General features: G+C 71.3%; 19 protein-coding genes. 6 read left to right on the top strand and 13 right to left on the bottom strand.

Going from position 1 to position 23985, the window contains the following annotated elements; translation table 11 throughout:
- Positions 1-5: 5 nt before the first annotated feature.
- Positions 6-1514, top strand: a complete 1509-nt coding sequence (locus PHZ_RS23010) for a tetratricopeptide repeat protein (RefSeq protein ID WP_041373242.1) — start codon at positions 6-8, stop codon at positions 1512-1514.
- Positions 1515-1517: 3 nt separating this feature from the next.
- Here PHZ_RS23010 and PHZ_RS05450 read toward each other — a convergent pair whose 3' ends face one another.
- The 5 genes from PHZ_RS05450 to PHZ_RS05470 form a co-directional block, all read right to left on the bottom strand.
- Positions 1518-2645: a mechanosensitive ion channel family protein gene (locus tag PHZ_RS05450; protein ID WP_012521557.1), complete on the bottom strand. Its 1128-nt coding sequence runs from the start codon at positions 2643-2645 to the stop codon at positions 1518-1520.
- A gap of 66 nt (positions 2646-2711) precedes the next feature.
- Positions 2712-3131, bottom strand: coding sequence for an acyl-CoA thioesterase (locus tag PHZ_RS05455; protein WP_012521558.1), 420 nt, complete (start codon positions 3129-3131; stop codon positions 2712-2714).
- The gene (grxD, locus tag PHZ_RS05460; RefSeq protein ID WP_012521559.1) at positions 3128-3472 is read right to left on the bottom strand and encodes a Grx4 family monothiol glutaredoxin; all 345 of its coding nucleotides are present in this window, start codon (positions 3470-3472) and stop codon (positions 3128-3130) included. Before grxD ends, PHZ_RS05455 begins: the two co-directional genes overlap by 4 nt.
- Positions 3473-3553: 81 nt before the next feature.
- Positions 3554-3787, bottom strand: a complete 234-nt coding sequence (locus PHZ_RS05465) for a BolA family protein (RefSeq protein WP_012521560.1) — start codon at positions 3785-3787, stop codon at positions 3554-3556.
- 28 nt (positions 3788-3815) lie between these two features.
- Positions 3816-5048: a serine hydrolase domain-containing protein gene (locus tag PHZ_RS05470; protein WP_041373243.1), complete on the bottom strand. Its 1233-nt coding sequence runs from the start codon at positions 5046-5048 to the stop codon at positions 3816-3818.
- A gap of 94 nt (positions 5049-5142) precedes the next feature.
- Between PHZ_RS05470 and PHZ_RS05475 the strand changes: the two genes are divergently transcribed.
- Positions 5143-5622 (top strand): CinA family protein, encoded by a 480-nt coding sequence (locus PHZ_RS05475; protein ID WP_012521562.1) that lies wholly within the window; start codon positions 5143-5145, stop codon positions 5620-5622.
- Between the two features lie 49 nt (positions 5623-5671).
- Here PHZ_RS05475 and PHZ_RS05480 read toward each other — a convergent pair whose 3' ends face one another.
- The 4 genes from PHZ_RS05480 to PHZ_RS05495 all read right to left on the bottom strand — a co-directional run bounded on the left by PHZ_RS05480 (position 5672) and on the right by PHZ_RS05495 (position 10479).
- Entirely contained in the window at positions 5672-8356 is a 2685-nt protein-coding gene (locus PHZ_RS05480) for a TonB-dependent receptor (protein ID WP_012521563.1), read from the bottom strand.
- A gap of 128 nt (positions 8357-8484) precedes the next feature.
- A complete protein-coding gene (locus PHZ_RS05485; protein WP_041373245.1) occupies positions 8485-8745 on the bottom strand; it encodes a hypothetical protein in 261 nt (86 codons plus the stop codon).
- Complete coding sequence (locus PHZ_RS05490) at positions 8742-9968, bottom strand: DSD1 family PLP-dependent enzyme (RefSeq protein WP_012521564.1); 1227 nt, start codon at positions 9966-9968, stop codon at positions 8742-8744. The genes PHZ_RS05485 and PHZ_RS05490 overlap by 4 nt, the downstream gene beginning before the upstream one ends.
- A gap of 121 nt (positions 9969-10089) precedes the next feature.
- Complete coding sequence (locus PHZ_RS05495; protein ID WP_012521565.1) at positions 10090-10479, bottom strand: putative quinol monooxygenase; 390 nt, start codon at positions 10477-10479, stop codon at positions 10090-10092.
- A 139-nt stretch (positions 10480-10618) separates the two neighbouring features.
- Between PHZ_RS05495 and PHZ_RS05500 the strand changes: the two genes are divergently transcribed.
- A complete protein-coding gene (locus PHZ_RS05500; RefSeq protein ID WP_012521566.1) occupies positions 10619-11509 on the top strand; it encodes an AraC family transcriptional regulator in 891 nt (296 codons plus the stop codon).
- A gap of 89 nt (positions 11510-11598) precedes the next feature.
- On the opposite strand, the gene PHZ_RS22420 is transcribed toward PHZ_RS05500, so the two are convergent.
- Positions 11599-13812 (bottom strand): calcium-binding protein, encoded by a 2214-nt coding sequence (locus tag PHZ_RS22420; protein WP_041373249.1) that lies wholly within the window; start codon positions 13810-13812, stop codon positions 11599-11601.
- 126 nt (positions 13813-13938) lie between these two features.
- On the opposite strand from PHZ_RS22420, the gene PHZ_RS05510 reads away from it, so the two are divergent.
- A complete protein-coding gene (locus tag PHZ_RS05510) occupies positions 13939-14913 on the top strand; it encodes an AraC family transcriptional regulator (RefSeq protein WP_012521568.1) in 975 nt (324 codons plus the stop codon).
- On the opposite strand, the gene PHZ_RS05515 is transcribed toward PHZ_RS05510, so the two are convergent.
- Both PHZ_RS05515 and purL read right to left on the bottom strand, forming a co-directional pair.
- A complete protein-coding gene (locus PHZ_RS05515) occupies positions 14910-16553 on the bottom strand; it encodes an ABC-F family ATP-binding cassette domain-containing protein (RefSeq protein ID WP_012521569.1) in 1644 nt (547 codons plus the stop codon). The two genes, PHZ_RS05510 and PHZ_RS05515, sit on opposite strands and share 4 nt — an antisense overlap.
- A 179-nt stretch (positions 16554-16732) precedes the next feature.
- Positions 16733-18928, bottom strand: a complete 2196-nt coding sequence (gene purL / locus PHZ_RS05520) for a phosphoribosylformylglycinamidine synthase subunit PurL (protein WP_012521570.1) — start codon at positions 18926-18928, stop codon at positions 16733-16735.
- 119 nt (positions 18929-19047) lie between these two features.
- Here purL and PHZ_RS22580 point away from each other — a divergent pair, with 119 nt between their 5' ends.
- Together PHZ_RS22580 and PHZ_RS23365 are read left to right on the top strand one after the other, a co-directional pair.
- Positions 19048-19284: a hypothetical protein gene (locus PHZ_RS22580; RefSeq protein ID WP_148216796.1), complete on the top strand. Its 237-nt coding sequence runs from the start codon at positions 19048-19050 to the stop codon at positions 19282-19284.
- A gap of 321 nt (positions 19285-19605) precedes the next feature.
- Entirely contained in the window at positions 19606-21978 is a 2373-nt protein-coding gene (locus PHZ_RS23365) for a glycoside hydrolase family 113 (protein ID WP_049758146.1), read from the top strand.
- Positions 21979-22002: 24 nt separating this feature from the next.
- Here PHZ_RS23365 and PHZ_RS05530 read toward each other — a convergent pair whose 3' ends face one another.
- Positions 22003-23949, bottom strand: a complete 1947-nt coding sequence (locus PHZ_RS05530; RefSeq protein WP_012521572.1) for a CocE/NonD family hydrolase — start codon at positions 23947-23949, stop codon at positions 22003-22005.
- Between the last annotated feature and the right edge of the window lie 36 nt (positions 23950-23985).

Raw genomic sequence — 23985 nt, forward strand, 5'->3', positions numbered from 1 at the left:
GCGTGATGCTGCGGCGGATCGTGGCGGGGGCGGTGGCCGGCCTGGCGGTGCTGGCGTCGGCCGCGAACGCCGAGGCGGCCTGGTACAAGGCCGAGACCGACCGCTTCGTGGTCTACGGCGAAGGGCGCGAGGGCGAGGTGCGCGACTACGCCCTCAAGCTGCAGACCTTCGACGCCATGCTGCGGCTGTTCCATCCCAGCACCCTGGACACGGTCCCGGCGACGAAGGTGCAGGTCTATCTGGTGGACGGCCTGCGCGACCTGCGCCGCATGCGGCCCAGTCTCGGGGCCGGGGTCCACGGCTTCTATGCGGCGTCGAACGAGGGCGTGATCGCCGCGGTGGCGACCGAGCGCAGCCTCGAAGCCGACGACGTCCTGTTCCACGAATACGCCCACCACTTCATGCTGGAGAACTTCCCGGCCGCCTATCCGGCCTGGTTCGTGGAGGGCTTCGCCGAGTACTTCATGACCGCCGAGATCACGGACGAGGGGGTGAAGGTCGGCGGCTACAATCCCCAGCGGGCGGCGGCCGTCTTCCTCGCCCGCTGGCTGCCGTGGGAGGAGGTCTTCTCCAAGACGACGGCCGAGACCCACCGGCGCGATACGGCGGCCTATTACTCCCAGGCCTGGCTGCTGGCGCACTACATGTACAGCGACCGAGAGCGGGCGGCCCAGCTCGACAAGGCGATCACCGCCATCGCGGGCGGCGCGCCGCCGGTCGAAGCGTTCCAGGCGGCCACCGGCATGGACTCGCGCGAGCTGACGCGGGTCCTGCGCCGCTACGACAAGCTGCAGCTCTACCTCGTGCGCGACCCGCTGAAGACGCCGCCGGCCATGACGGTCACGCGCCTGCAGCCCAGCGCCGACGAATTCCTGCTGGACCATGTGCGCCTGCTGTTCTCGCGGACCGGCCGGCTCGACCAGGGCTTCCTCGACAGTGTGCGGCGGCGCGCCGCGCGCCTGCCGGACGACCCATTCGCTCAGCGCACCCTGGCCCGCGCCGAGTACGTCATGGGCGACGTCGCGGCGGGGGAGGCGATCATGAAGGCCCAGCTGGCGGCCCGTCCGGACGATCTGGAGACCGTGCTGCTCGCCGGCATGGGCCAGGTGCTGGCGGGCTTGCGCGAGCCGCAGAACCGTCAGCAGCGCTTCCGCGCCGGCCGGCCGTTCCTGGCCAAGGCGTACGCCCTCGACAAGCGCGACTTCCGCCCGCTGTACGCCTACGGCCTGGCGCGGAGCGTGGAGCCGGAGTTCCCCACCGACAATGACATGACCGTCCTGCTGGAGGCGCGGGCCCTGGCGCCGTCCGTGCAGGAGAACTCTGTGAGGGCCGGGCTCGCCCTCCTGAAGGTCGGACGCAAGGACGATGCGCGGAAGGTCCTGGCCGCGGTGATCAACAATCCCCACGGCGGCGGCTACGCCGCCCGGGCGCGGGCGCTGCTCGAAGGGGCGTCGGAGTCCGACGCCGAGGCGGCGGGCCAGGCCGAGGAGGCCCCTCCCGACGAAACCGAATGACCGCTACTGCATCCGCTGGGGCGTGTCCTCGGGCTGCAGGCCGTCGAAGTCGGCGCTGACGGGGCGCACGTCGATCCGGTCGCGCGGCAGGGCGTGGGGATAGGTTTCCTGCAGGAAGGCGATCAGCTTCTCGCGCACCTCGCAGCGCAGGTCGAACGCCGCGCCCGAGTTGTGGGCGCCCACGAGGCAGCGCACCTCCATCGTCCGCTCCCGGGCGTCGGTGACCTGCAGCACCATGACCTCCCGGTCCCACAGCGGCGAGGCCTCGACGATCTCCTTGAGCTTGGCCCGCAGGGGCTCCAGCGGGGTGGAATAGTCCAGGTACAGCAGGACGACGCCGATGAGGTCGGCGGTGGTGCGGGTCCAGTTCTGGAACGGCTTTTCGAGGAAGTACTTCAGCGGCACGATCAGCCGCCGCTTGTCCCAGATGCGGACGACCACATAGGCCGAGGTGATCTCCTCGACCACGCCCCACTCGCCCTCGACGATCAGGGCGTCGTCGATGCGGATCGGCTGGGTCAGGGCGATCTGGATGCCGGCCATGATGTTCGAGAGCACCGGCTGCAGCGCCAGGCCCACGATGATGCCGGCCGCGCCGCCGGCCGCGAGCAGGCTGACCCCAAGCTGCCGGACCCCCGGAATGGTCATCAGGGCGAAGGCGGCGGTCAGCAGGATCACCAGCACGGCCAGCGCCCGCCGCAGGATCCGAACCTGTGTCAGGTGCTTGCGGGCCAGGAGGTTGTCGGCCACGTCCACCCGGTAGCGACGCATGTAGATCGCCGAGGCGATGTCGAGCGCCGTCATCACCACCCAGCCGCAGAGGATGATGAAGGCGACCAGCAGCCCGTGCTGCATGAGCGCGGCTTCGCGTCCCGAGATGGGGGTGACCCGCACGACCCAGCTCGCCGCGAGGAACATCAGCGCGAGCCGGCCCGGCCCCCGCGTGCGGATGACGAGCGAGCGGGTGAACTCGCTGCGGCGGCGCAGGCCCCGGCGCACCGCCCTGACCAGCAGCTCGTGAGCGCCCAGGGCGGCGGCGAGGGCGAGCGCGATGGCGACCAGCCCCAGAATCCAGGGCGGCATCCAGTCCAGGCGCGCGATGAGATCGGAGACGAAGGTGTTGATCGACACAGGCCGTCAGATGGTTGGAAGCCCCTAAGGGACCCGAACCCGCGACCGCCGCTATGGTTCACGCCCTCAGGCGAACATCTCCACCATCCACGGCGGGACGCGCCGCGGCCGGCCTGTGGCCTGCTCGATCAGCACCCAGGTCGTGCGGACCTGGGCGCACATCTGGCCGTCGGGGCCGTCGATGCGGATGAAACGGTCGAACCGTGGCCCCTCGGCCGCGCCCGAGACCCAGGTGCGGCCCTGGGCGGTCTCGCCGGGGAGCAGGGCCCGCCGGTAGTCGATCTCGTGGCGCAGGGCGACCCACGCCCACGTGGCCTGCGCGTCGGGCGGCGCCAGGCTCTTCCAGTGCGCAACGCCCATGTCCTGGGCCCAGCGCAAGTAGACCACGTTGTTCACGTGGCCGTTCTCGTCGATATCGTCTGGCGTGGGCTCGAACGTCAGGCGGAAGACCTGCCGGCCCTCCGGCGGCTCGAGCAGCGCGGTCACGCTTCGAGGACGCCCTGTTCGGACAGGAAGGTCTTCAGCTCGCCCGACTGGAACATCTCGCGGACGATGTCGGAGCCGCCGACGAACTCACCCTTCACGTAGAGCTGCGGGATGGTCGGCCAGTCCGAGTAGGTCTTGATGCCGTCGCGCAGCTGCTCGTTCTGCAGCACGTCGACGCCCGTGAAGTCCACGCCCAGGTGGTCGAGGATCTGCACGACGACCGCGGAGAACCCGCAACGGGGCTGCTCGGGCACGCCCTTCATGAACAGGATCACGGGGTGGTCGGCCACCGCCTGGGCGATCCACTCGTGCACGGGATTGGCGGTCGCAGCGTCGGTCATCAGCTCGCCCTTTCGGCGCAAATTGGCTGGCCAAGAGCTAGGGACGGGGACCCTCAGGGTCAAGCGTGTCAGGACGGCGCGCTAGCCGGGGGCGGAGGTCTCGAGCGCCAGCGCGTGCAGTTCGCCGCCCATCCTGCCCTTCAGCGCGGCGTAGACCAGCTGGTGTTGGCGCACGCGCGGCAGACCGGCGAAGGCCTTGGACACGATGCGGGCGCGGTAGTGGTCGCCGTCGCCGGCCAGGTCCTGGATCTGGATGTCGGCGTCGGGGAAGCCTTCGCGCAGTGCGGCTTCCAAGTCTTCGAGGGCCATGGGCATGGCGGGGGCTATACCCCCGCCCGGCCGCCTAGTCGATGATCGAGCTGTACACGATGCTCTTCAGCTGGCCGCGGAAGTTGAAGGTCCCCGACGGCATCAGCTGGGTCATGAAGACGACGCAGAGATCCTCCTTCGGGTCGACCCAGAAGATCGTCGAGGCCGCGCCGCCCCAGTAGTAGTCGCCGGCGCCGAGCGTTCCGGTTTGCACCTGGCCCTGGGTGGAGGCGAAGCCGAGGCCGAAGCCCACGCCCTCGTTGGCGGTCTCGGAGAACGTGCCGAGCGCCACCTGGGTCAGGTCCTGGCCGCCGGGCAGGTGGTTCATGTGCATCAGCTCGAGGGTGCGCGGGCCAATCACCCGCTGGCCGTCCAGCTCGCCGCCCCGGCGCAGCATCTCGCAGAAGCGCAGGTAGTCGGCGCTGGTCCCCACGAGCCCGCCGCCCCCCGACTTGAACCCCGGATCGGCGAGGTAGTGGCTGGTCTCGGGATCGTCGATCAGCTTCAGCGTCTTGTCGGGCATCCGCTGGTAGTTGGCGGCGAAGCGGTCCTGCTTCTCCGGGGGCACGAAGAAGGCGGTGTCCTTCATCCCCAGCGGCTCGAAGATCGTCTCCTGCAGGTACTCGGCGAACGGCTTGCCCGAGATGAGCTCGACCAGCGCCCCGCACACGTCGGTCGCCAGAGAGTACATCCAGGCCGTGCCCGGCTGGTAGCGCAGCGGCACCTGGCCGAGCTTGTCCAGGAAGACCTGCATGCTGTCCTGGCTGCCGAACGAGCGGACCTTCAGCCCGCGGTAGATGTGGTCGATCGGGTGCTGGACGCCCACGCCCGGCAGCCCGCCGCCGTAGGTGAAGCCAGCCATGTGGGTCAGCACGTCGCGGAAGCTGACCGGCCGGTGCGCGGGCTCGGTGGACATCGTATCGCCCTCGCCCGCGGTCCAGACGCGGTGGTCCTTCCACGAGGGGACGAAGCGGCTGACCGGATCGTTGAGCTGGAAATGGCCCTGCTCGTAGAGCGTCATCAGCGCGACCGAGGTGATCGGCTTGGTCATCGAATAGATGCGGTAGATCGTGTCGTCGCGCGTGGGCCTGTTCCGCTCGCGGTCCATCAGCCCGAACGAGCGGAAGTAGGCGAGGTGGCCGTGCCGGGCGACGCTCACCTGGCAGCCGGCGATCTTGCCCGGCTCGATGTAGTTGCGCTCGATGTGGTCGGTGATCCGCTCCAGGCGGCCCGCGTCCAGGCCCGTCCACTGGGATTGGGCGTCCATCGAAATCCTCCCGCAGTATGCTCTTGTGTCTTCAATCGGGCCATCATGGCCGCCGAAGGCGCGGTACGTCGAGAGGCAGGGGGAGGGAACGCGGATGGAAGAGCTGGAACGGCTGGCGGCCGAGGTGGGCGATCGGCTCAAGGCCCGCGGCGAGCGGGTGGCCGTCAACGAGAGCTCCTCGGGCGGGCTGGTCTCGGCGGCGCTGCTGAGCGTGGCCGGCGCCAGCGCCTACTACCTCGGCGGGGCGGTGGTCTACACGCCCAAGGCCCGGGTGCTGCTGACCGAGATCCCGAAGGAGGCCCTGGCCGGCATGCGCTCGGCCAGCGAGCCCTACGCCCTGCTGCTGGCCCGCAACGCCCGCGAGCGGTTCGGCGCGACCTGGGGCGTCTCCGAGACCGGCGCGTCCGGGCCGACGGGCAACCCCTACGGCGATGCGCCGGGCCACACCTGCGTGGCGATCTCGGGACCGGTCGAGGCCGTCGTCACCGTCGAGACGGGCGAGGCCGACCGCAGCGCCAACATGCGCGCCTTCGCCGCCGCCGCGCTGGAGCTGTTGAAGCGGGCGCTGGACTAGCCGCCCGTCTCCCCCGCAGAGGGACGGGCGGCGTGTCCGGCAGGGTCGATCAGAACTGGACGTTCGCGCCGACGAAGACGGTGCGTCCGCTGGAGGTCTCGTTCCACAGGCGCTTGGCCTGGGCGCCGTTGAACTGGATCTCCCGCTCGTCGGTGAGGTTGATGGCGTCCACCGTCAGCCGGATCTTGTCGGTGAGCTGATAGAAGGCCGCGGCGTCCACGTAGGTGGTGGACCGGAAGCCGCCCTGGTCGATCGGATAGTCCGACCGGTAGTTGGACGACACCCGCGCGCCCCATTTCGCCGTCTCGTAGTAGAGCGTGACGTTGTGGGTGACGTCGCTCATCCCCCAGATCGGCCCCGTCTGGCCGTTCGGATAGGTGGTCTTCGAGTCGATGAAGGTGACGTTGGCCACCACCCCCATGTCCTGCAGGAAGCCCGGCAGGAAGAAGAAGTCGGTCTGCAGGCTGAGCTCGAAGCCGGTGAGCTCGGCGTCGTTGAGGTTGATGGGCCGGGTGAACTCGTCGACGTTGGCCGAGCCGGCGACGCCGGGCAGCAGGTTGTCGGGAAGGCCGGTCGAGGAATACGGCACGTCGGTGACGCGCTCGCTGACCACGAAACCGTCGATCCTCTTGTGGAACACCCCGGCCGCCAGCAGGCCGACCCCGCCGAAGTACCATTCGGCCGCGGCGTCGAATTCGTCGGAGGTGTAGGGGTCGAGTTCGGGGTTGCCGATGCTGACCGTGACGAAGCCCGAGTTTGCGTCACGGCTCACCGAGCCGTTCATGGCGTAGGCGGTGAGCGAGGGGCGGTTGATGTTCTGGGCCGCCGAGACCCGCACCTGGACCTGCGGCGTCAGCTCCATCACCGCGTTGAACGCCGGCAGCACGCCCGAATAGTTGTTGCTGACCGTCACCGGGCCCACGTTGGCGACGCCCGACGAGGTGAGCTCGGTCTCGTAGGCGCGCGCGCCGACGTTGCCGCGGACGGTGCGACCGAAGAGCTCGGCGCGCCAGTCGAGCTGGGCGTAGCCGGCGGTGGTGTCCTCCTCGACCGCGTAGATCGAGCGGGGCGCGCCCACCGTGCGCGTGACGCCGTACCTCGCCAGCGCCTTGTCCCAGTCGACGATCACCCAGGACTGGTCGTCGTGCCGGTCGAAGACCTGGAAGTAGTCGTTCACCCGGTCGTCCAGCGCGCCGGTCTCCCAGGCGGTCTTCAAGAGGTCGTCCGCCGACTGGGCGTAGCCCGAGTTGCGGAAGCCGCGGAACGAGCCGCCGACCTTGAGCGTGGCGGCGTCGCTGAACTCGTAGGCCAGGTTCAGCTCGGCGTTGTCGAGGCGGGTCTTCTGGTAGGTGGCCGAGAAGTCGATCTCGTGCGCACGGAAATTGTTCGGGTCGGTGGTGTCCCACCTGTAGGTGTTGCGCGCGTCGCGTCCGTCGGCGCTGTAGTCGGTGACGAGGCCGCCGAACGCCTCGGTGTAGAACTTGTCCGACATCGGGATGTCGTAGTCCGACTGCTCGTGGCCCAGGTGGCCGCTGGCCCGGAAGCGTTCGGTGAGCGCCCATTCGCCGGCCAGCACCACCTGCTGGAAGGTGTTCTTGGTCTCCTGCCGCCGGGTCTCGGTGGCGAAGACCGTGTTGTCCACGTCTGCGTAGAGCACCGAGTCGTGCTGGTCCCAGCGGACCGCGTTGAGCCGCGGCGGCGGGCTGGTGATCCCCGAGTGGCGCACCGCGCCGCCCAGGACCGTTGACCCCTGCGAGGCGCGGGTGGCGAGGTGCAGCTCGCTGCGGTCGTTGGTGAACTCGCCGTAGAGGCCGTCCAGGGTCAGGGTCAGGGTGTCGATCGGCCGCCACTGGACGGCGGCGGTCAGGCCCAGGCGCTCCTGGTCCGAGCCCCAGACCGACAGGCGGTTGCCGCGCTGGAAGACCAGGGTCCCCGACTGCACCTTGGCCCGGTCCGAGGCGCTGAGCGGCGACAGGTCGGTGGCGCCCGGGGTCACGGCGCTGGCGCTGTAGGTGTTGTAGCCCTGCTCCTCGGTCTCGCGCTTCGACCAGGCGGCCGAGACCAGCACGCCGAAGCGATCGTCCCAGTTGCGGCTGAACATGCCGGCGAGGCGGTGCTGGAGGTCCTCGGTGGCCGAGTTGGTCCCGCCCTGGACCGACAGCGCCGCGCGGGTTCCGTCGTAGTTGAACGGCTTGGCGGTGTAGAGGCCGACCGTTCCGGCCATGCCGCCCTCGTCCTGCTCGGCCGAGAACGACTTGCGCACCTCGACCCGGGTGAAGAGCTCGGAGGCGAACACGTTGAAGTCGAAGGCCCGGTCCCGCGAGGTCTGACCCCGGCTGTCCATGGGCGAGTCGACATTGCCCAGCACCTCCATGCCGTTGAGCTGGACGCGGGTGAAGTCGGGGCCGAGCCCGCGCAGGCTGACCCGGCGGCCCTCGCCGCCCTCGCGGTTGATGGCCACGCCCGGCAGGCGCTGGAGGGACTCGGCCAGATTCAGGTCGGGGAACTTGGCCATGTCCTCGGCGACGATCACGTCCGAGGCGATCTCGGCGTCGCGCTTCAGCTCGCGCGCGGCCACCAGCGAGCCGCGAAAGCCGGTGACGACCACCTCGTCCACCGCATCTCCCGCCGGCCCGTCCGCCGCGTTCTCGGCCCGTGCGGCGCCGCCCAGCAACACGAATGCGATGACCCCCGACGCAACGCCTGCGGCGAGCGCCTTCCTGTTCCGATGCATGATGGTCCTACTCTCCAGCTGCGCCGGACGGCCCCCAAGGCGAGGTCCGGCGGTGGAGCGGCGTTAGGCGGCGTCGATGACGCCGGCTTGATCGTTAGGGCAAAGCTTCGTGACGGCCTGGAGAGGCCTCAGCTCTCGTCGATCTCGGTGCGCACCTGCGACAGCAGCAGGCTGATGTGGTCGTCCACCTCGGCCAGGAAGGCGTCGAACACCTCGCCGCGGCGGCCGGAGGGCTCGTAGGGGCCGGCGAGGCGCTCGATGAAGCCGGGGACCTCCATCTCCAGCTCGCGGATCATCCGGCGCAGCAGCACCTCGTGGGCGGCGGCGCGGACCAGCGCCTGCCGGTCGAGGGCCTGCCGGTCGGGGGCGGGACGTTCGGGATCGCTCACTGGGACGCTCCGCGCGCTTCGATGGGGACCACCGCCTCCAGCACCTCGCCGCGCACGAGATGGAGGACGTCGTAGCGGTCCAGGGTGGGGTCGATGTGGCCGGGCGCCAGCTCCACCCGCTCGCCGCGCGCCACCGGCGCCTCGGGCCGCATCAGCATGCCGTGCTCGTCGCCGAAGAAGCGGTAGTCGCAGCCGGCGAACTTCGCCGTCAGCGGCTGGGGCAGGGGGCCGTCGGTGGCGAAGGCCTTCAGGCCCGCGTCCACCGTCACCCACTTCGGATGGTTGGCGCTGATGACGGTGGCGGCGACCGACAGGCTCTGGGCGAAGGCGCCGTCGGGGTCCTCGCCCAGGGCCTCGCGGTACTCGCGGTCCATGAAGGCGTACGAACCGGGCTGGACCTCGGTCAGCACGCCCAGGGCCGCGTCGGTGGCGAAGGTGCCGGTGCCGCCGCCGGTGACCACGTCGATCGGGAACCCGGCCTCCTCCAGGGCGCGGCGCACGGCCTGCAGGCGCTCCATGCCCTCGGCCACGGCCATGGCCCGCGCGCCGGCGCCCTTCACGTGCTGCCAGTGGCCGCCGTAGCCCTGCAGCCCGATCAGGCGCAGGCCGGGCGCGGCGGCGACGGCGCGGGCGACCTCCAGGGCCTGGGCGGGCGCGGGGACGCCGGTGCGGCCGAGGCCCACGTCGACGTCGATCAGCACCTGGAGCGGCGTTCCGGCCCCGGGCTTCCCGGCGCCGCCCTCGTCGGCGTCGGCGTCGGCGTCGGCGGAGTCGGCGTCGGCGCCGGCGTCGGCGCACGCCGCGGCCAGCTCGGCGACGCCGTCCGGATGGTCCACGACGATGCGGAAGTCGGCCAGCCGGCGCGCGAGGGCGGCGGCGCGGCGGGCGGGCGCCTCGCCGGCGATGGGCGAGGTGACGAGGATGGAGGCGATCCCGGCGTCCGCCATCGCCTCGGCCTCGGCCAGCTTGGCGCAGCAGATTCCGGCCGCCCCGGCCGCCACCTGCCGGGCCGCGACCCAGCCGCACTTGTGGGACTTGGCGTGCGGCCGCAGCGCCAGGCCCGCCGCGCGGGCCCGCCCGGCCATGAGCGCGACATTGGCCTCGAAGGCGTCGAGGTCCAGCACCGCGGCCGGCGTCGGAATGCGCCAGCGCGAGCCGGGCCGGCCGACCAGGTCCAGGACCTGTTCGCGGTGGGGGGCGAGGCGGGCGCGGGACGACTCCATCCCCCGCAGCTTAGCGCGAGAACCGCCGGCGGGGAGGAGGGGGGCGAGGGCGTCCGGTCTCGGCCGGGCCGGGCTGGACCCATCCACTGCAGTGGGTGGTCGGGGAGTCGGCAGCTGGCGCCTAGGAGACGCCGGGCGGCCAGGTGAACACCTGCTTGGACAGAAGGACGTCCACCTTCTGCACATGCGCCGGGCGGATGAGGAGGTGGTTCATTCGCGCGACTTCGCGGAAGATGTCGCCACCCCCGCCGGCCACATGCGCATCGCGCCCGGCGATGTCGGGGAACGTCTCGAAAATGGCGAAGGTCGTGGGTGAATGGCGCACCGCGTACCACGGCCCCGTGGCGGGCTCGTGCTCGACGCAGGCTCGGATATCCCGAAGCATCTGCAGAACCTCGTCTTCGCGGCCCGGCCGAGCCTCGATCAGGATGTAGAAGGCCTTCCGACCCTCGTCGCCGTTCTCGCCGGTCATGACGACGCCGCGATGCCGTGGTGTCGTGTGCGTGGCCATGGGCGGTCCCTCTGCGCGGCGGGCGTTTCCGCCGTCGTATCCCCTCTTCGGGCGAGGGCGGGTTGCCCGATGCGTCGAGAACCTTGCCTAAAACTCCGACCGAGCCCTACCGTCGCGATCAGCCGGTAAGGATGTCCGCATGACCCACGCCTTGCGCGAGGCCGTTCGCCGCTACGCCGAGCGGCATGCTGACGCGGCGGGCGTCGCCCGCACGTCCGTCAGGGGGCTGAACCTCGTGCGCACGACCTCGACGGGCGAACTGCGGCACGCGATCGAGCGGCCGCTGATCTGTCTTGTCGTGCAAGGCGCCAAGCAGGTCACGATGGGGAGCCGAACCCTGACCTTCAGCGCCGGGGATTCCATGCTGCTCACCGCGGACGCGCCGACCGTCAGCCAGATCACCCAGGCAAGCGGCGGCGCGCCTTACCTTGCGTTGGCGCTCGACCTGGACGCGGCCGTGATCGCCGGCCTCTGCGACGAGATGAAGGCCGCCGCCGTCGACGCCGGCCCGGCGCTCCGCTTCCAGCCCACCGACGCCGAGGCGGCCGACGCCGCGCTGCGCCTGGTCACCCTGCTGGAGCGGCCGGCTTCCATTCCCGTGCTTCAGGCTCAGCTGGTGCGCGAGATGCACTATTGGCTCCTCGCAGGGCGCCACGGCCCCGCCATTCGCCAGCTGGGCTCTCCCGCGAGCCAGGCGCGGCGGATCGCGCGGGCGGTGGAGATCCTCCGCAAGGACTTCGCCGCGCCGATCCCGGTGGCGCGACTGGCGGCGGCGGCCCGCATGAGCCCGTCGACCTTCCACAAGCATTTTCGGACCGTGACCTCGCTGTCGCCACTGCAGTTCCAGAAGCAGCTGCGGCTCATCGAGGCGCGGCGCCTGATGCTGGCCAAGGGCCTGAGGCCGAGCGTCGCAGCCTACGAGGTGGGGTACGAGAGCGTGCCGCAGTTCACGCGGGAGTATCGTCGCCAGTTCGGGCAACCGCCGGGCCGCGAGACCCAGCAGGCCAGGCGGGTGAACCAAGCGGTCTGAGCGTGGCGCGGGGGCGTTGACAGCGGCGCCGGTGGCGGCGCCGAGGATCCTGGCGCCCGAAGAGCGCGCGGCCTGGGTGGCGGCCGCCCTCAGATCGTGATCCAGCCGTCGGGCAGGGCGGCGAGGGCAACGTTCTCCAGCATGACCGTGTCGCCGTCCCCGAAGTCCACCAGGACGTGCGCGCCCGCCTGGACGGCGGCGTAGGGCCCGGCGGCCTGGATCCGGTCGCCTTCCGCGGCGTCGAAGTCGGCCACCACGTCCGCGCCGCCGCCGGCCATGAAGCGGAACACGTCCGGCCCCGCGCCGCCCGCGAGGGTGTCGGCCCCCCGGTCGCCGGCGAGCACGTCGGCGCCCTGCCCGCCGCGCAGCACGTCGTCCCCCTGCCCCCCGGCCAGCGCATCCGAGCCCTCGCCGCCGTCGGTCACGTCGTCGCCGGCGCCGCCGTGCACGAAGTCGTCGCCCCTGTCGCCGAACAGGACATCGGCGCCGTCGCCGCCGTACAGCACGTCCTCGCCCTGGCCGCCGTGCATGCTGTCGTCGCCCCAGCCGCCGTGGAGGGTGTCGTTCCCGGTGTTGCCGTGGACGAAGTCGGTCCCGCCGTCGGCCATGACGAGGTCCGCGCCCGCGCCCCCCGCATAGGTGTTCCCGGCGTCGTCCAGCACGGCGAAATCGTTCCCGGGGCCGCCGACGGTCGGGATCTGGCGTGGTCCGGGCGGCGGCGGGACGGCCGAGACGGTCAGCACCACGTCGTTGCCGTCGCCGCCCTGGTAGTCGACGGTGTAGCGCAGGCTCCCGACCGTCGCCGCCACGCCGTCCGCGAAGCCCACGAACTCGCCCGTCACCGCATCGGCGCCGTCGTTGTCGATCAGCAGGAAGCTCTGCCCCACCGTCGGCGTGAAGCCGCCGAACAGCACGATGTCGAGGAAGGCGTCGCCCAGGCTCACCGTCCCGGTGACGTTCAGCCGGTCGAACTGGCCCGCGCCCGCGCCGCCGAGCTCGACCTCCAGGGTGGCGCCGGTCAGCAGGGTGAGAGCGCCGGTGTCGAGCACGCCCGGGCTGGCTCCGGGCGCCAACGCGCCGCCGCCGTGCACTGCGACGGCGCCGACCGCGCCGGTCCCGGCCAGCGTCGCGCCGCTCGTCACCGTGGCGTCCGTCGTCCCGAGATTCGCGGTCACGCGGAGAACCCCATCGCTGACGAGCAGCGTGTGCACGTCCGCCGCGCCGGTCAGAACGAGGGCGCCCGCGCCGGTCTTGGTGAGCTGCATCGGCCCTTCGCCCTCGAACCCGCCGCCGAGGGTGACCGTCCGCCCCGCCGTCACCCTGTAGACGACCAGGCCGCTGCCCATCAGGAACAGGTTCGCGCCCTCGGCCGAACCGGTCTCGAACCCTGCGCCGCCCGCGACCGAATTGCCTGAGGCGAAGGTCACATCCTCGAGGGTGATCGTCCCGCCGTCGCGCACGAACACGGCTCCGCCGAGGCCCGCCCCGCCGCCGCCCTGGAAGCCGGTCGCGGCGTAGCCGCCAGCGCCGCCGCCATAGCCGCCGGCGACCGCGGTGGCGGCTGAGCTGCTCGAGCCGCCGCCGCCGCCGCCGAAGCCGCCCGCGCCTCCCGAGCTGGAGTGACCGCCGCCGCCGCCGCCGCCGCCGAAGCCGCCGCCGCCGCCGCTGGACAAATCGCTGCCGCCGCCGCCGCTGTGGTCCCCGCCCGCGCCGCCCGGCCCGATATCCGGTTCGCCGCCGTTGTCCCCGCCGCCCCGACCGGGCCCCATGAACATCGGCAGGTCGGCGTCTCCGCCGTCGGCCTCCATGCCGCCGCCGCCGCCGCCAAAGAACCCTCCGGAAGAGCCTCGTTGGCCGCCGTCGCCGCCCACCGCGCCGTTGCCGGTGAACGTGACGCGGCGGAGCGTCAGGTCTGCGCCGTCCGCGAAGATCCCCCCGCCCAGGCCCGCGCCGCCGCCGCCGGCGCCACGCTGGTCGTCGCCGCCGCCGCCGCGCCCGCCCTGGGCCAGGCCGTCGGCGATGGTCAGGTCGCTGATCTCGACGCTGACGTCGCCGGCCCAGAACACCCGGTAGAGCCCGGCGCCGCTGATCGTCAGGCCCGGAGCGCCGCTCCCGTCGATGACCAGGTCCTGCAGGATCTGCGGCAGGTCGTCGGCCAGGGTGATGGTCGCCCCATCCGCCAGGTCGAACACGATGGTGTCCGCCCCCGGATTCGCCTCGGCGAGCAGGATCGCCTCGCGCAAGGACCCCGCCGGCGGCGAACTCACGGAATCGGCGGTGCTGGTGACGATGTACGTGGCCATGACCGCCTCCCGTGGAATCCCCTCCGGGTACCAGCCGGCCGCGCCCCCTCGCCACGGACCCGCGTTATTGGATCGCGTCGTTTCTTATGAGATGCTGCCGGCAGGGTTGTGGGGCGTGGTTTTCCGATGAAGTCGCCGGACTGGCGCATCGTGGATCAGACGGGCGAGGTCCGCCTGGATCCCAACGGCGTCACGGTCATGTCCGGGCCCAACTGGACCGGCCGCTACGAGCGGGTCACGTTCGGCGCGGGCTTCCACATGAACCTGGGCTGCATCGAGACCCGGGGCCCCACCGAGCACCGCGTGGCCGGCGAAAGCGACGCGCCGCCGTCCGTCTCGGTCTGGATGCCGATCTCGGGCCAGGCGACGCTGTCCACGGCCGACCATCCGGACTTCCGGTTCAGGCCGTGGCGCGCCGCCCTGCTGGTCACCAAGGATCGCGCCGGGGTCTTCCGCTTTCCCGGGCCGCAGGCGTTCCGCTTCTTCAGCGTCGCGGTCTCGCCCGAACTGCTGACCTCCCTGCTCGACGGCGAGGTCCCCGAGGGCCTGCGCCCGCTCGTGGAGAGCCGTGCGCGCGAGACGGTGATCCGGGAGCGGCCGATCAAGGCGGCCACCCGCGCCCTGGTCGGCGAGCTCGGCGCGCCCGGGGCTGGCGGGTCGCTCCAGCGCCTGCATCGGGAAGCCGTGGCCCTGCGTCTGCTCACCGAGGTGCTGGGCGCGGAGATGACGGCCTTCGACGCCTCGACGCTCACCTCCGCCGAGACCGCGGCGGTTCACGGCGCGCGCGAGGCGCTGGTGCGGGACCTGCGCGACCCGCCGTCGGCCGCCGAGCTCGCCAAGGCCGCGCGGATGGGACTGCGCCGGTTCCTCAACGCCTTCGAGGCCCTCCACGGGGCCAGCCCCGACCGCGCGCTGCGCCTGGCGCGGCTCTCCGAGGCCCGCCGCCTCGTGGAGACCGGAGACCTGCCGATGAAGGAGATCGCGTGGCGGGTGGGCTACGCCCACGCCAGCAACTTCGTGTCCGCCTTCGCGGCCGAGTACGGCGCGCCGCCGCGCCGCTTTCGCCGGACCGTCGCGCAGCCCGGCGCCGGGCGGCCCTAGCCGCCCGGGTGCAGCCCCGGGGCTTCCTGGCCCGTGCGGGCGACATATTCGGTGTAGCCGCCGCCGTACTGATGGACGCCCTCGGGCGTCAGCTCCAGCACGCGGTTGGACAGGGCCGCCAGGAAGTGGCGGTCGTGGCTGACGAAGAGCATGGTCCCCTCGAAGTCCGCCAGGGCCTGGACCAGCATCTCCTTGGTCGCCATGTCGAGGTGGTTGGTCGGCTCGTCGAGCACCAGCAGGTTCGGTGGGTCGAACAGCATCCGGGCCATGATCAGGCGGGCCTTCTCGCCGCCGGAGAGGACGCGGCAGGGCTTTTCGACATCGTCCCCCGAGAAGCCGAAGCATCCGGCGAGGGTGCGCAGCGCGCCCTGGCCGGCATGGGGGAAGGCGCCGTCGAGGGATTCGAAGATCGTCTCCTCGCCGTCCAGCAGGTCCATGGAATGCTGGGCGAAGTAGCCCATCTTCACGCTGGCGCCGATGCTGACGGTCCCCTTGTCGGGCGCGACGGCGCCGGCGGCCAGCTTCAGCAGGGTGGACTTGCCGGCGCCGTTGGCCCCCAGGACGCACCAGCGTTCCTTACGACGGACCAGGAAATCCAGGCCCTCGTAGATCGGCCGGTCGCCGTAGCCCTTGTGGACGCCCTTGAGGCTGATCACGTCGTCGCCCGAGCGCGGCGGGCTCCGGAACTCGAACTGGACCTGCTGGCGCCGGCGCGGCGGCTCGACGCGCTCGATCTTGTCGAGCTTCTTCACCCGGCTCTGGACCTGGGCGGCGTGGCTGGCGCGCGCCTTGAACCGCTCGATGAACTTGATCTCCTTGGCCAGCATGGCCTGCTGGCGCTCGTACTGCGCCTGGCGCTGCTGTTCGCCGAGCGCGCGCTGCTGGTCGTAGAAGTCGAGGTCGCCCGAGTAGGTGATGAGCTGGCCGGCGTCGATCTCCACCACCTTGCCGACGATGCGGTTCATGAAGGCGCGGTCGTGCGAGGTCATCAGCAGCGCGCCGTCGTAGCCCTTGAGGAAGGACTCGAGCCAGATCAGGCTTTCCAGGTCGAGGTGGTTGCTGGGCTCGTCCAGCAGCATGCCGTCGGGCCGCATCAGGAGGATGCGGGCCAGGGCCACCCGCATCTTCCAGCCGCCGGACAGGAGGCCGACGTCGCCGTCCATGCGCTCCTGGCTGAAGCTGAGGCCGGCCAGCACCTCGCGGGCGCGGGCCTCCAGCGCATAGCCGTCCAGCTCCTCGAAGCGGCCCTGCACCTCGCCGTAGCGCTGGATGACGGCGTCCAGCTCGTCCGCCCGGCCCGGCTCCATCATGGCCGGATCGACCATCGCCGCCTCGAGCCTGGCCATCTCGGCGGCCAGGGCGCTGACGGGCCCCACGCCGTCCATCACCGCGGCGACGGCGCTCTGGCCCGACATCTCGCCGACGTCCTGGCTGAAGTAGCCGATGGTCAGGCCGGGATCGATGGCGACCACGCCGTCGTCGGGCTGCTCCTGGCCGGTGATCATGCGGAACAGGGTGGTCTTGCCGGCGCCGTTGGGGCCGACCAGCCCGACCTTCTCGCCCTTCTGGATGCTCATCGAGGCTTCGATGAACAGGATCTGGTGGCCGTTCTGCTTGGAGATGTTGTCGAGGCGGATCATCGGGCGGTCTGCTAGCCCGGCGGCGAGGCGAACGCCAGCCGGGGCGGGGAGGCGTCTCGTCACAGGGCCTTCTTGATAGGCGCCGATCGTCGGGCTGCCGCCCTCCCGACCCGACGGCGCCCTTTTTGCCGGGCGCCGATCGTCGGGCTGCGCCCTCCCCCGATGGGGGAGGAGGGCGGCTAGTCGCCCATATAGGCCGGCATCCAGCCTTCGTGGGCCTGGCGCAGCTCGGCGAGGGGCAGGGTGAAGAGGCCCTCGACCGCCACGGCCTCGCCGCCGGCCCTACCCACGACGGCGGCCGGCACGCCGGCCTTCTTCGCCGCCGAGAGGATCGCCTCGGGATCGGCCGTCCCGATCAGGTAGCGGGCCTGGTCCTCGCCGAAGAGGGCCGCGTGGGGCGCGCCGTCGATGGTGAGAGTGACGCCGACGTTCGAGGCCAGGGCCATCTCGGCGGCCGCGGCGATCAGGCCGCCGTCGGAGAGGTCGTGGACGGTCCGGGCCCGGTCCGTGCGGATCAGTTCGCGCACGAAGGCGCCGTGGCGGCGCTCGACGGCCAGGTCCACCGGTGGCGGGGCGCCGTCCTCGCGGCCCAGCATCTCGCGCAGGTACATGGAGGCGCCGAGTTCGCCCTGGGTCTCGCCGACCAGCACCAGGGCCTCGCCGGCCGCCAGGTTCGAGAAGTCGGCGCGGTGGGCGTAGTCCTCGATCAGGCCGACGCCGCCCACGGTGGGGGTGGGGGGAATGGCGACGCCGTTGGTCTCGTTGTAGAGGCTGACGTTGCCGCTCACGACCGGGAAGTCCAGCTCGCGGCAGGCCTCGGCCATGCCTTCGATGGCGCGCACGATCTGGCCCATGATCTCGGGCCGCTCGGGGTTGCCGAAGTTCAGGTTGTCGGTGATGGCGATCGGCAGGGCGCCCACGGCGGTGACGTTGCGCCAGGCCTCGGCGACGGCCTGCTTGCCGCCCTCGTAGGGGTCGTTCTGGACGTAGCGGGGCGTGCAGTCGGAGGTGACGGCCAACGCCTTGCGGGTCCCGTGGACGCGCACGATGCCGGCGTCGGCGCCGGTGGCCGAATCCTCCAGCGTGTCGGCCATGACGTGGCGGTCGTACTGTTCCCAGATCCAGCGCTTGGAGGCCATGTCGGGGGCGCTCATCAGCTTGAGCACCGCGGCCTTCCAGTCGCCGGGGGCCGGGACGTCGGCCGGGTCGAGCCGGGGCGCGGCCTCGGGGGCGACCCAGGGGCGGTCGTAGAGCGGGGCGTCGTCCGACAGCGGGGCGAGCGGCACGTCGCAGACTACCTGGCCCTGGTGCTTCAGCACGATGTGGCCGGTGTCGGTGGTCCTGCCGATCACCGCGGCGTCCAGGCCCCACTTCTGGAAGATGCGGTGGCCATCGGCCTCGCGGCCGGGCTTCAGGATCGCCAGCATGCGCTCCTGGCTCTCGGACAGCATCATCTCGTAGGCGGTCATGCCCTCCTCGCGCTGGGGCACGGCGTCGAGGTCGAGCTCGATGCCGACGCCGCCCTTGCCGGCCATCTCGACCGACGAGGAGGTGAGGCCGGCCGCGCCCATGTCCTGGATCGCGGCCACGGCGCCCGAGGCCATCAACTCCAGCGTGGCCTCGATCAGCAGCTTCTCGGCGAAGGGGTCGCCCACCTGGACGGTGGGGCGCTTCTCTTCCGAGGCGTCGTCGAACTCGGCCGAGGCCATGGTCGCGCCGTGGATGCCGTCGCGGCCGGTCTTGGAGCCGAAGTAGACCACCGGCAGGCCGGGCGCGGGGGCGGCCGAGTAGAAGATCTTGTCGGCGTCGGCCAGGCCCACGCACATGGCGTTGACCAGGATGTTGCCGTCGTAGCCGCGGTGGAAGTTGGTCTCGCCCGCGACGGTGGGCACGCCCACGCAGTTGCCGTAGCCGCCGATGCCGGAGACCACGCCCGAGACCAGGCGCTTCGTCTTCGGATGCGCGGGATCGCCGAACCGCAGGGCGTTCAGCAGCGCCACCGGCCGCGCGCCCATGGTGAAGACGTCGCGCATGATGCCGCCGACGCCCGTCGCCGCGCCCTGGTAGGGCTCGATGTAGGACGGGTGGTTGTGGCTCTCCATCTTGAAGATGCAGGCTTGTCCGTCGCCGATGTCGATGACCCCGGCGTTCTCGCCCGGCCCCTGGATCACGCGCGGCCCCTTGGTCGGGAACTTCACCAGGTGCTTGCGCGAGCTCTTGTACGAGCAGTGCTCGGACCACATCACCGAGAACACGCCCAGCTCCACGTCGTTGGGCTCGCGGTTCAGGCGCTTGACGATGAGGTCGTATTCCTCGGGCTTCAGGCCGTACTCGGCGGCCTTCTCGGCCATGGTCTTTGCGGGCTGGGCGCTCATGGGGCGCCTTCTAGCGGGACTCTGCCGGGAGCGCGATAGGGGGGAACATCCGGCCGGTCCGCCCGGTTGGTCCGGGGCGAGGGCGCCCGCCCGGCGCCCGCAGTGCAGGGAGCATCCCCATGGCCAATCAGGGCATGAACCAGAACCAGCAGCAGCAACAACGGCAGCAACAGCAGCAGCAGCGTCAGCAGCAGGCCGGCGGGCGCGACAACGATGCGATGAACAAGGGCCAGAAGGGCCAGAGTCAGGGCCAGAGTGAGGGCCAGGGCGGCCAGTCGGGCCGCGACCAGAACGGGCCAGAACCGCCAGACCCGCGACGGCCGCCACTAGCGGCCCCGCGCACAAGACGCACATGAGAACAGGGCGCTGCGCTCGCGCGCAGCGCCCTTCCTTTCGCCACCGGCGGCGGGACAGGTGAGCGCAGCGAATAGGGCTCCCTTTCCCGCCCGCCGTTCGATGATCCACGTTACGGTCAAGCCTGCGTCGGAACGCCGCGCGAAGGCGCGCCGGGCGGCCACTTTCACGCCCGATTCCGACACGACCAGAGGCCCCATCACATCGCGTCCTTCAGGCCAAACGCGTCCTTAAGGAACGTCACCCCCCAATGACAGCGCAGCCGCGCATCCCGCGAGCCCCTCGGTTTGCGGGCGCGAGGCCTCGCGCGACGGAGCCAGACCGTGCCGCAATCCTTCAACGTCCAGGGAATCTCGCTCTCGACCTACAGCGCCGGCGGCTACGCCGACTCCCGCGTGGTCGAGCTCATCGACCGGGCCGCACAGAACGGCGCGACCCACGTGGTGTTCAGCAACGTGGCGCTCGCCGACCTGCGGACCGGCGCCATCGGCGAGGTGATCGAGAACGGCCAGAACCAGACCGCCAGCCTGGCCGACGTCGGCCGCGCCGTCGCCGCCGCCAAGGCCGAGGGGCTGCAGGTGGTGCTGAAGCCGCAGCTGGTCGTCCACGACCCAGCCTTCGACCAGTACAACAGCGCGTCCTGGATCAACATGGTCAATCCGGACCTGACGATCTCGAACCCGGACGCCTTCTTCGCCGCCTACAAGGCCCACATCCTGGACTGGGCGCGGCTGGCCCAGGCCCAGGGCGCGGACGTGCTGAGCATCGGCAACGAGATGGTGGCCGCCACCAAGCCGCAGTACACGGCCTACTGGAACGACATCATCGATGCGGTGCGCGGCGTCTACGGCGGCCAGCTGACCTACGCCGCCCTCGCGCCTGTGGCGGTCGGCGCGCCGGTGAACGAGATCACCCAGATCGGCTTCTGGGACCGGCTGGACGTCGCCGGCTTCGACGTCTTCCCCAGCCTCACCAGCAACACCGATCCCACCGTCGCCGAGCTGAAGGCGGGCTGGCGCGACGCCCAGGTGTTCGGCCAGCAGCAGGACTATGTCGAGTTCCTCGGGCGGATGGCCGCCCACGTCGGCAAGCCGGTGATCTTCACCGAGACCGGACTGCCCAGCTTCGACGGCGCGTCGGACAGGATCGCCACCTCGGACGGCTTCATCGGGACGGGCGCGCGGGCCGCCGACCAGGGCGAGCAGGCCGACTGGTGGCAGGCCTTCTTCGAGACCTGGGCCGTGAGCAAGCCCGCCTGGCTGCAGGGCGTGTGGCTGATCAACAACGACCCCGGCCGCCTCGGGACCTACTACGATCAGAACTACAACATCGACGGCAAGCTGGCCGAGGCGGTGGTCACCGCCTGGTTCGGCGGCGAAACGACCATAGGCGGCGGCTCGGGCGATGCGGCCCTGACCGGCAGCGCCGCCGGCGACCGGCTCTTCCTGTACGGCCCCGACGCGCCGCAGGCGGCCCGGCTCGCCGACAGCCTCGAGACGACCGTCACGGTGGACGTCACCGGCGCGCTGTCCGGCGGCCAGGCGCCGACGATCCGCATCTGGATCAACGGCGTCGACCGCGGGACGGCGGCCCTCAAGCCGCTCGACAGCGGCTACGTCAACGGCGAGGGCGTGCGCTTCACCCAGACCCAGACCTTCACCTTCGAGCTGCCGGGCCTGACGCGGATCGACCAGCTGCGGATCGCGCCGGAAGGAAGCGGCAACGTCTTCTTCCACGGCGTTCAGGTGAACGGCGTGCCGCTGACCGGGACGTCCGGGGCGGGCGGGGCCACGACCTTCGACCCCGGCGCCTGGAACGCGGCGCTCGCCACGCGGGCCGTGGGCACGGCCGGCAATCCCATCGTGGTCGACGGCCAGGGCGGGTTCGACACGGTCCATGTCCTCGGGCGCGCGGACCAGTACGCCGTGCAGGCGCTCCCCGACGGCAGCGTGCGCCTGACCGAAACCAGCGGCCTCAATCAGAACGCGATCCTGAAGGGCGTCTCGGTCGTGGTCTTCGCCGATGGGTCGCGGATCGCGCTTTCCGACCTCGCCGCCGGCCCGGGCGCCGGTCCGGCCGGCCCGCGCGAGCTGGCCGGCGACCTCGGCGACACGCGGCTCATCGGCACGGACGCCGACGAGATCATCCGCGATCCCGGCGGACGGAACTTCCTGCGCGGCGGGGGCGGCGACGACCGAATCTACGGCGGGTCGGGCTTCGACGACGCCCACGGCAACCTCGGGAACGACACCGTCTCGGGCGGGGAGGGCGACGACTGGGTGGTCGGCGGCCAGGGCAACGACCTGCTGAACGGCGAGGGCGGCCACGACGTCGTCTACGGGAACCTGGGCGACGACACCCTGCACGGCGGCCTGGGAAGCGACTGGGTCCGCGGCGGCCAGGGCGACGACCTGATCTACGCGGGCGGCGGCGACGACTGGATCTCGGGCGACATGGGCAGCGACACCATCACCGGCGGGGCGGGGGCCGACCTCTTCCACACCCACGGGAACGCCGGCCTCGACCGGGTGCTCGACTTCAGTTTCGCCCAGGGCGACCGGGTGAACGTGCTGGCGGGGACGGGCTACGAAGCCCTGCAGGTCGGCGCCGATACGGTGATCCGCATGACCGGCGGGGGCGAGATGTCGCTGGCGGGCGTCCGCCTGGCCGACCTGCCCCCCGGCTGGATCGTCTGACGGCGGGGCGCCGTTCCCCGGCGGCTAGTTCGCCGGGACGACCGGCAGCTCGATGGACGAGGCGGCCCCGCGGGTGTGGAACACGCGCTGGGTCGCCTTCCGGTAGGCCGCCGGCGGGGCGAAGAAGATGTTCTCCACGTAGGTCTGCGGGTTGCGGTCGTAGAGCGGGAACCAGCTGGACTGCACCTGCACCATGATCCGGTGGCCCGGCTGGAAGACGTGGTTCGCCGTCGGAAGCTCGAAACGGTAGGTCTGGACCTTGCCCGCCGGGACTGGCGAGGGCGTCTCGAAGCTGTTCCGATAGCGGCCGCGGAAGATCTCCATGGCGATGGGCATCTGGTAGCCGCTGAGCGCCAGGTCGGAAGGCACGACGTCCGGATGCACGTCGATCAGCTTCACGACCCAGTCCGAATCCGTCCCGCTGGTCGAGGCGAACAGGTTGACGATCGGCTCGCCCGAGATCTGCAGCGGCGTCGTCAGGGGCTCGGAGACGTAGGTCAGCACGTCGGGGCGGCTGGCCGCGTGGCGCTGGTCCGACACCAGCCAGTAGCGCCACTGGTCGGGATCGTCCGCCCGCACCGGCTGGGGCACGAACGGCACGGGCTTGGCGGGGTCGGAGACGTACTCGTCATAGGCCGCGCCCTTCGGCGGCTCGAACCCGAGCTTCAGGCCGGGCTGCAGGTAGAGGGGCCGCATCTGCGTCGCGCAGCCGCGTTCGCACGCCAGCGGCCAGCGATCGTAGCGGCGCCACTCCATCGAGCCCGTCTCGAAGATCGTCACGGGGGCGATGTCGGCCTTGGGGCCGTTCGTCTTCAGGTGCTGGTCGAGGAACGGCTTGAGCACCTTGCGGCGGAACTCGGTGGCGGTGTCGCCGGGCAGCTTGATCGCCGCCCCCAGCTGGCGCTGCTCGTAGTTCACCCCCGAGTGCCGCCAGGCGCCGAGCGCCAGGAAGTTCATGTCGTTGCCGGCGTCCTTCGCCTCGGTGGCGCGGTAGGCGTGAACGGCGCCGTAGATGTCCTCCTGGTCGAACAGCGAGCCGACCCACAGCGTCGGGACCTTCAACGGATGCCTGGCCAGGATCTTGTCCAGCGCCTGGTTCTGCCAGAAGGCGTCGTAAGCTGGATGCTCCACGATCTTGCGGAAGGCCGGGATCTGGTCGAGGCCCGCGCGTCGGCCGAAGTCCCAGGCGTTGCCGGCCCGCAGGTAGTTCTCGTAGTCGTCCAGCGCGTCGCGAGGCAGGTCGGGACCGGCGCCCTTCTCGGTCATCTGGCGCATGAACCAGGCGAGCATGGTCTGGCGGAAGGCGCCGTTCTGGAACCAGTCGTCGCCCATCCAGCCGTCGATCATCGGGCTCTGCGGCACGGCCGCCTTCAGCGCCGGGTGCGGGTCGATGAGCGCCATGGCGCTGGTGAAGCCCGGATAGGAGGAGCCGATCACGCCGACCCGGCCATTGGTCTCCGGCGTGTTCTTCACCAGCCACTCGATGGTGTCGTAGGCGTCGGTGGCGTGGTCGACGGGCGTGTCGTTGAGCGGGCCGCGCAGCGGGCGGGTCAGGACGTAATCGCCCTCGGAGCCGTACTTGCCGCGCACGTCCTGGTAGGCGCGGATGTAGCCGTCGGCCAGGAACGGCTCGTCCATCTGGGCCCCGGCCGCGGCGGCGTAGGGCGAGTTGAACCGCCCGCTGGGCGTCTTGGCGTTGTAGGGCGTCCGCGTCAGCAGGATGGGCGCGTCCTTCACGCCCTTGGGGACCAGAAGGATCGTGTGCAGCTTCACCCCGTCGCGCATCGGGATCATCACCGTGCGCTTCTCGTAGTCGTAGTGCTGGGTGGGCGCGGCGAACGTCGCCGGAATGTCCGGCGTCATCGGGGGCGTCGGCGCCCCAGTTGGGGTCTGGGTCGGGGTCTGGGCCTGGGCGGGCAGGGCGATGGCGGCGCAGGCGGCGGCCGCGCGCAGCAGGGTCTTGAAGGTCATGCAGAGGTCCCCGGGCAACTCGACGCCGGGGACGCT

The sequence above is a fragment of the Phenylobacterium zucineum HLK1 genome (assembly GCF_000017265.1).
GTDB classification, from domain to species: domain Bacteria; phylum Pseudomonadota; class Alphaproteobacteria; order Caulobacterales; family Caulobacteraceae; genus Phenylobacterium; species Phenylobacterium zucineum.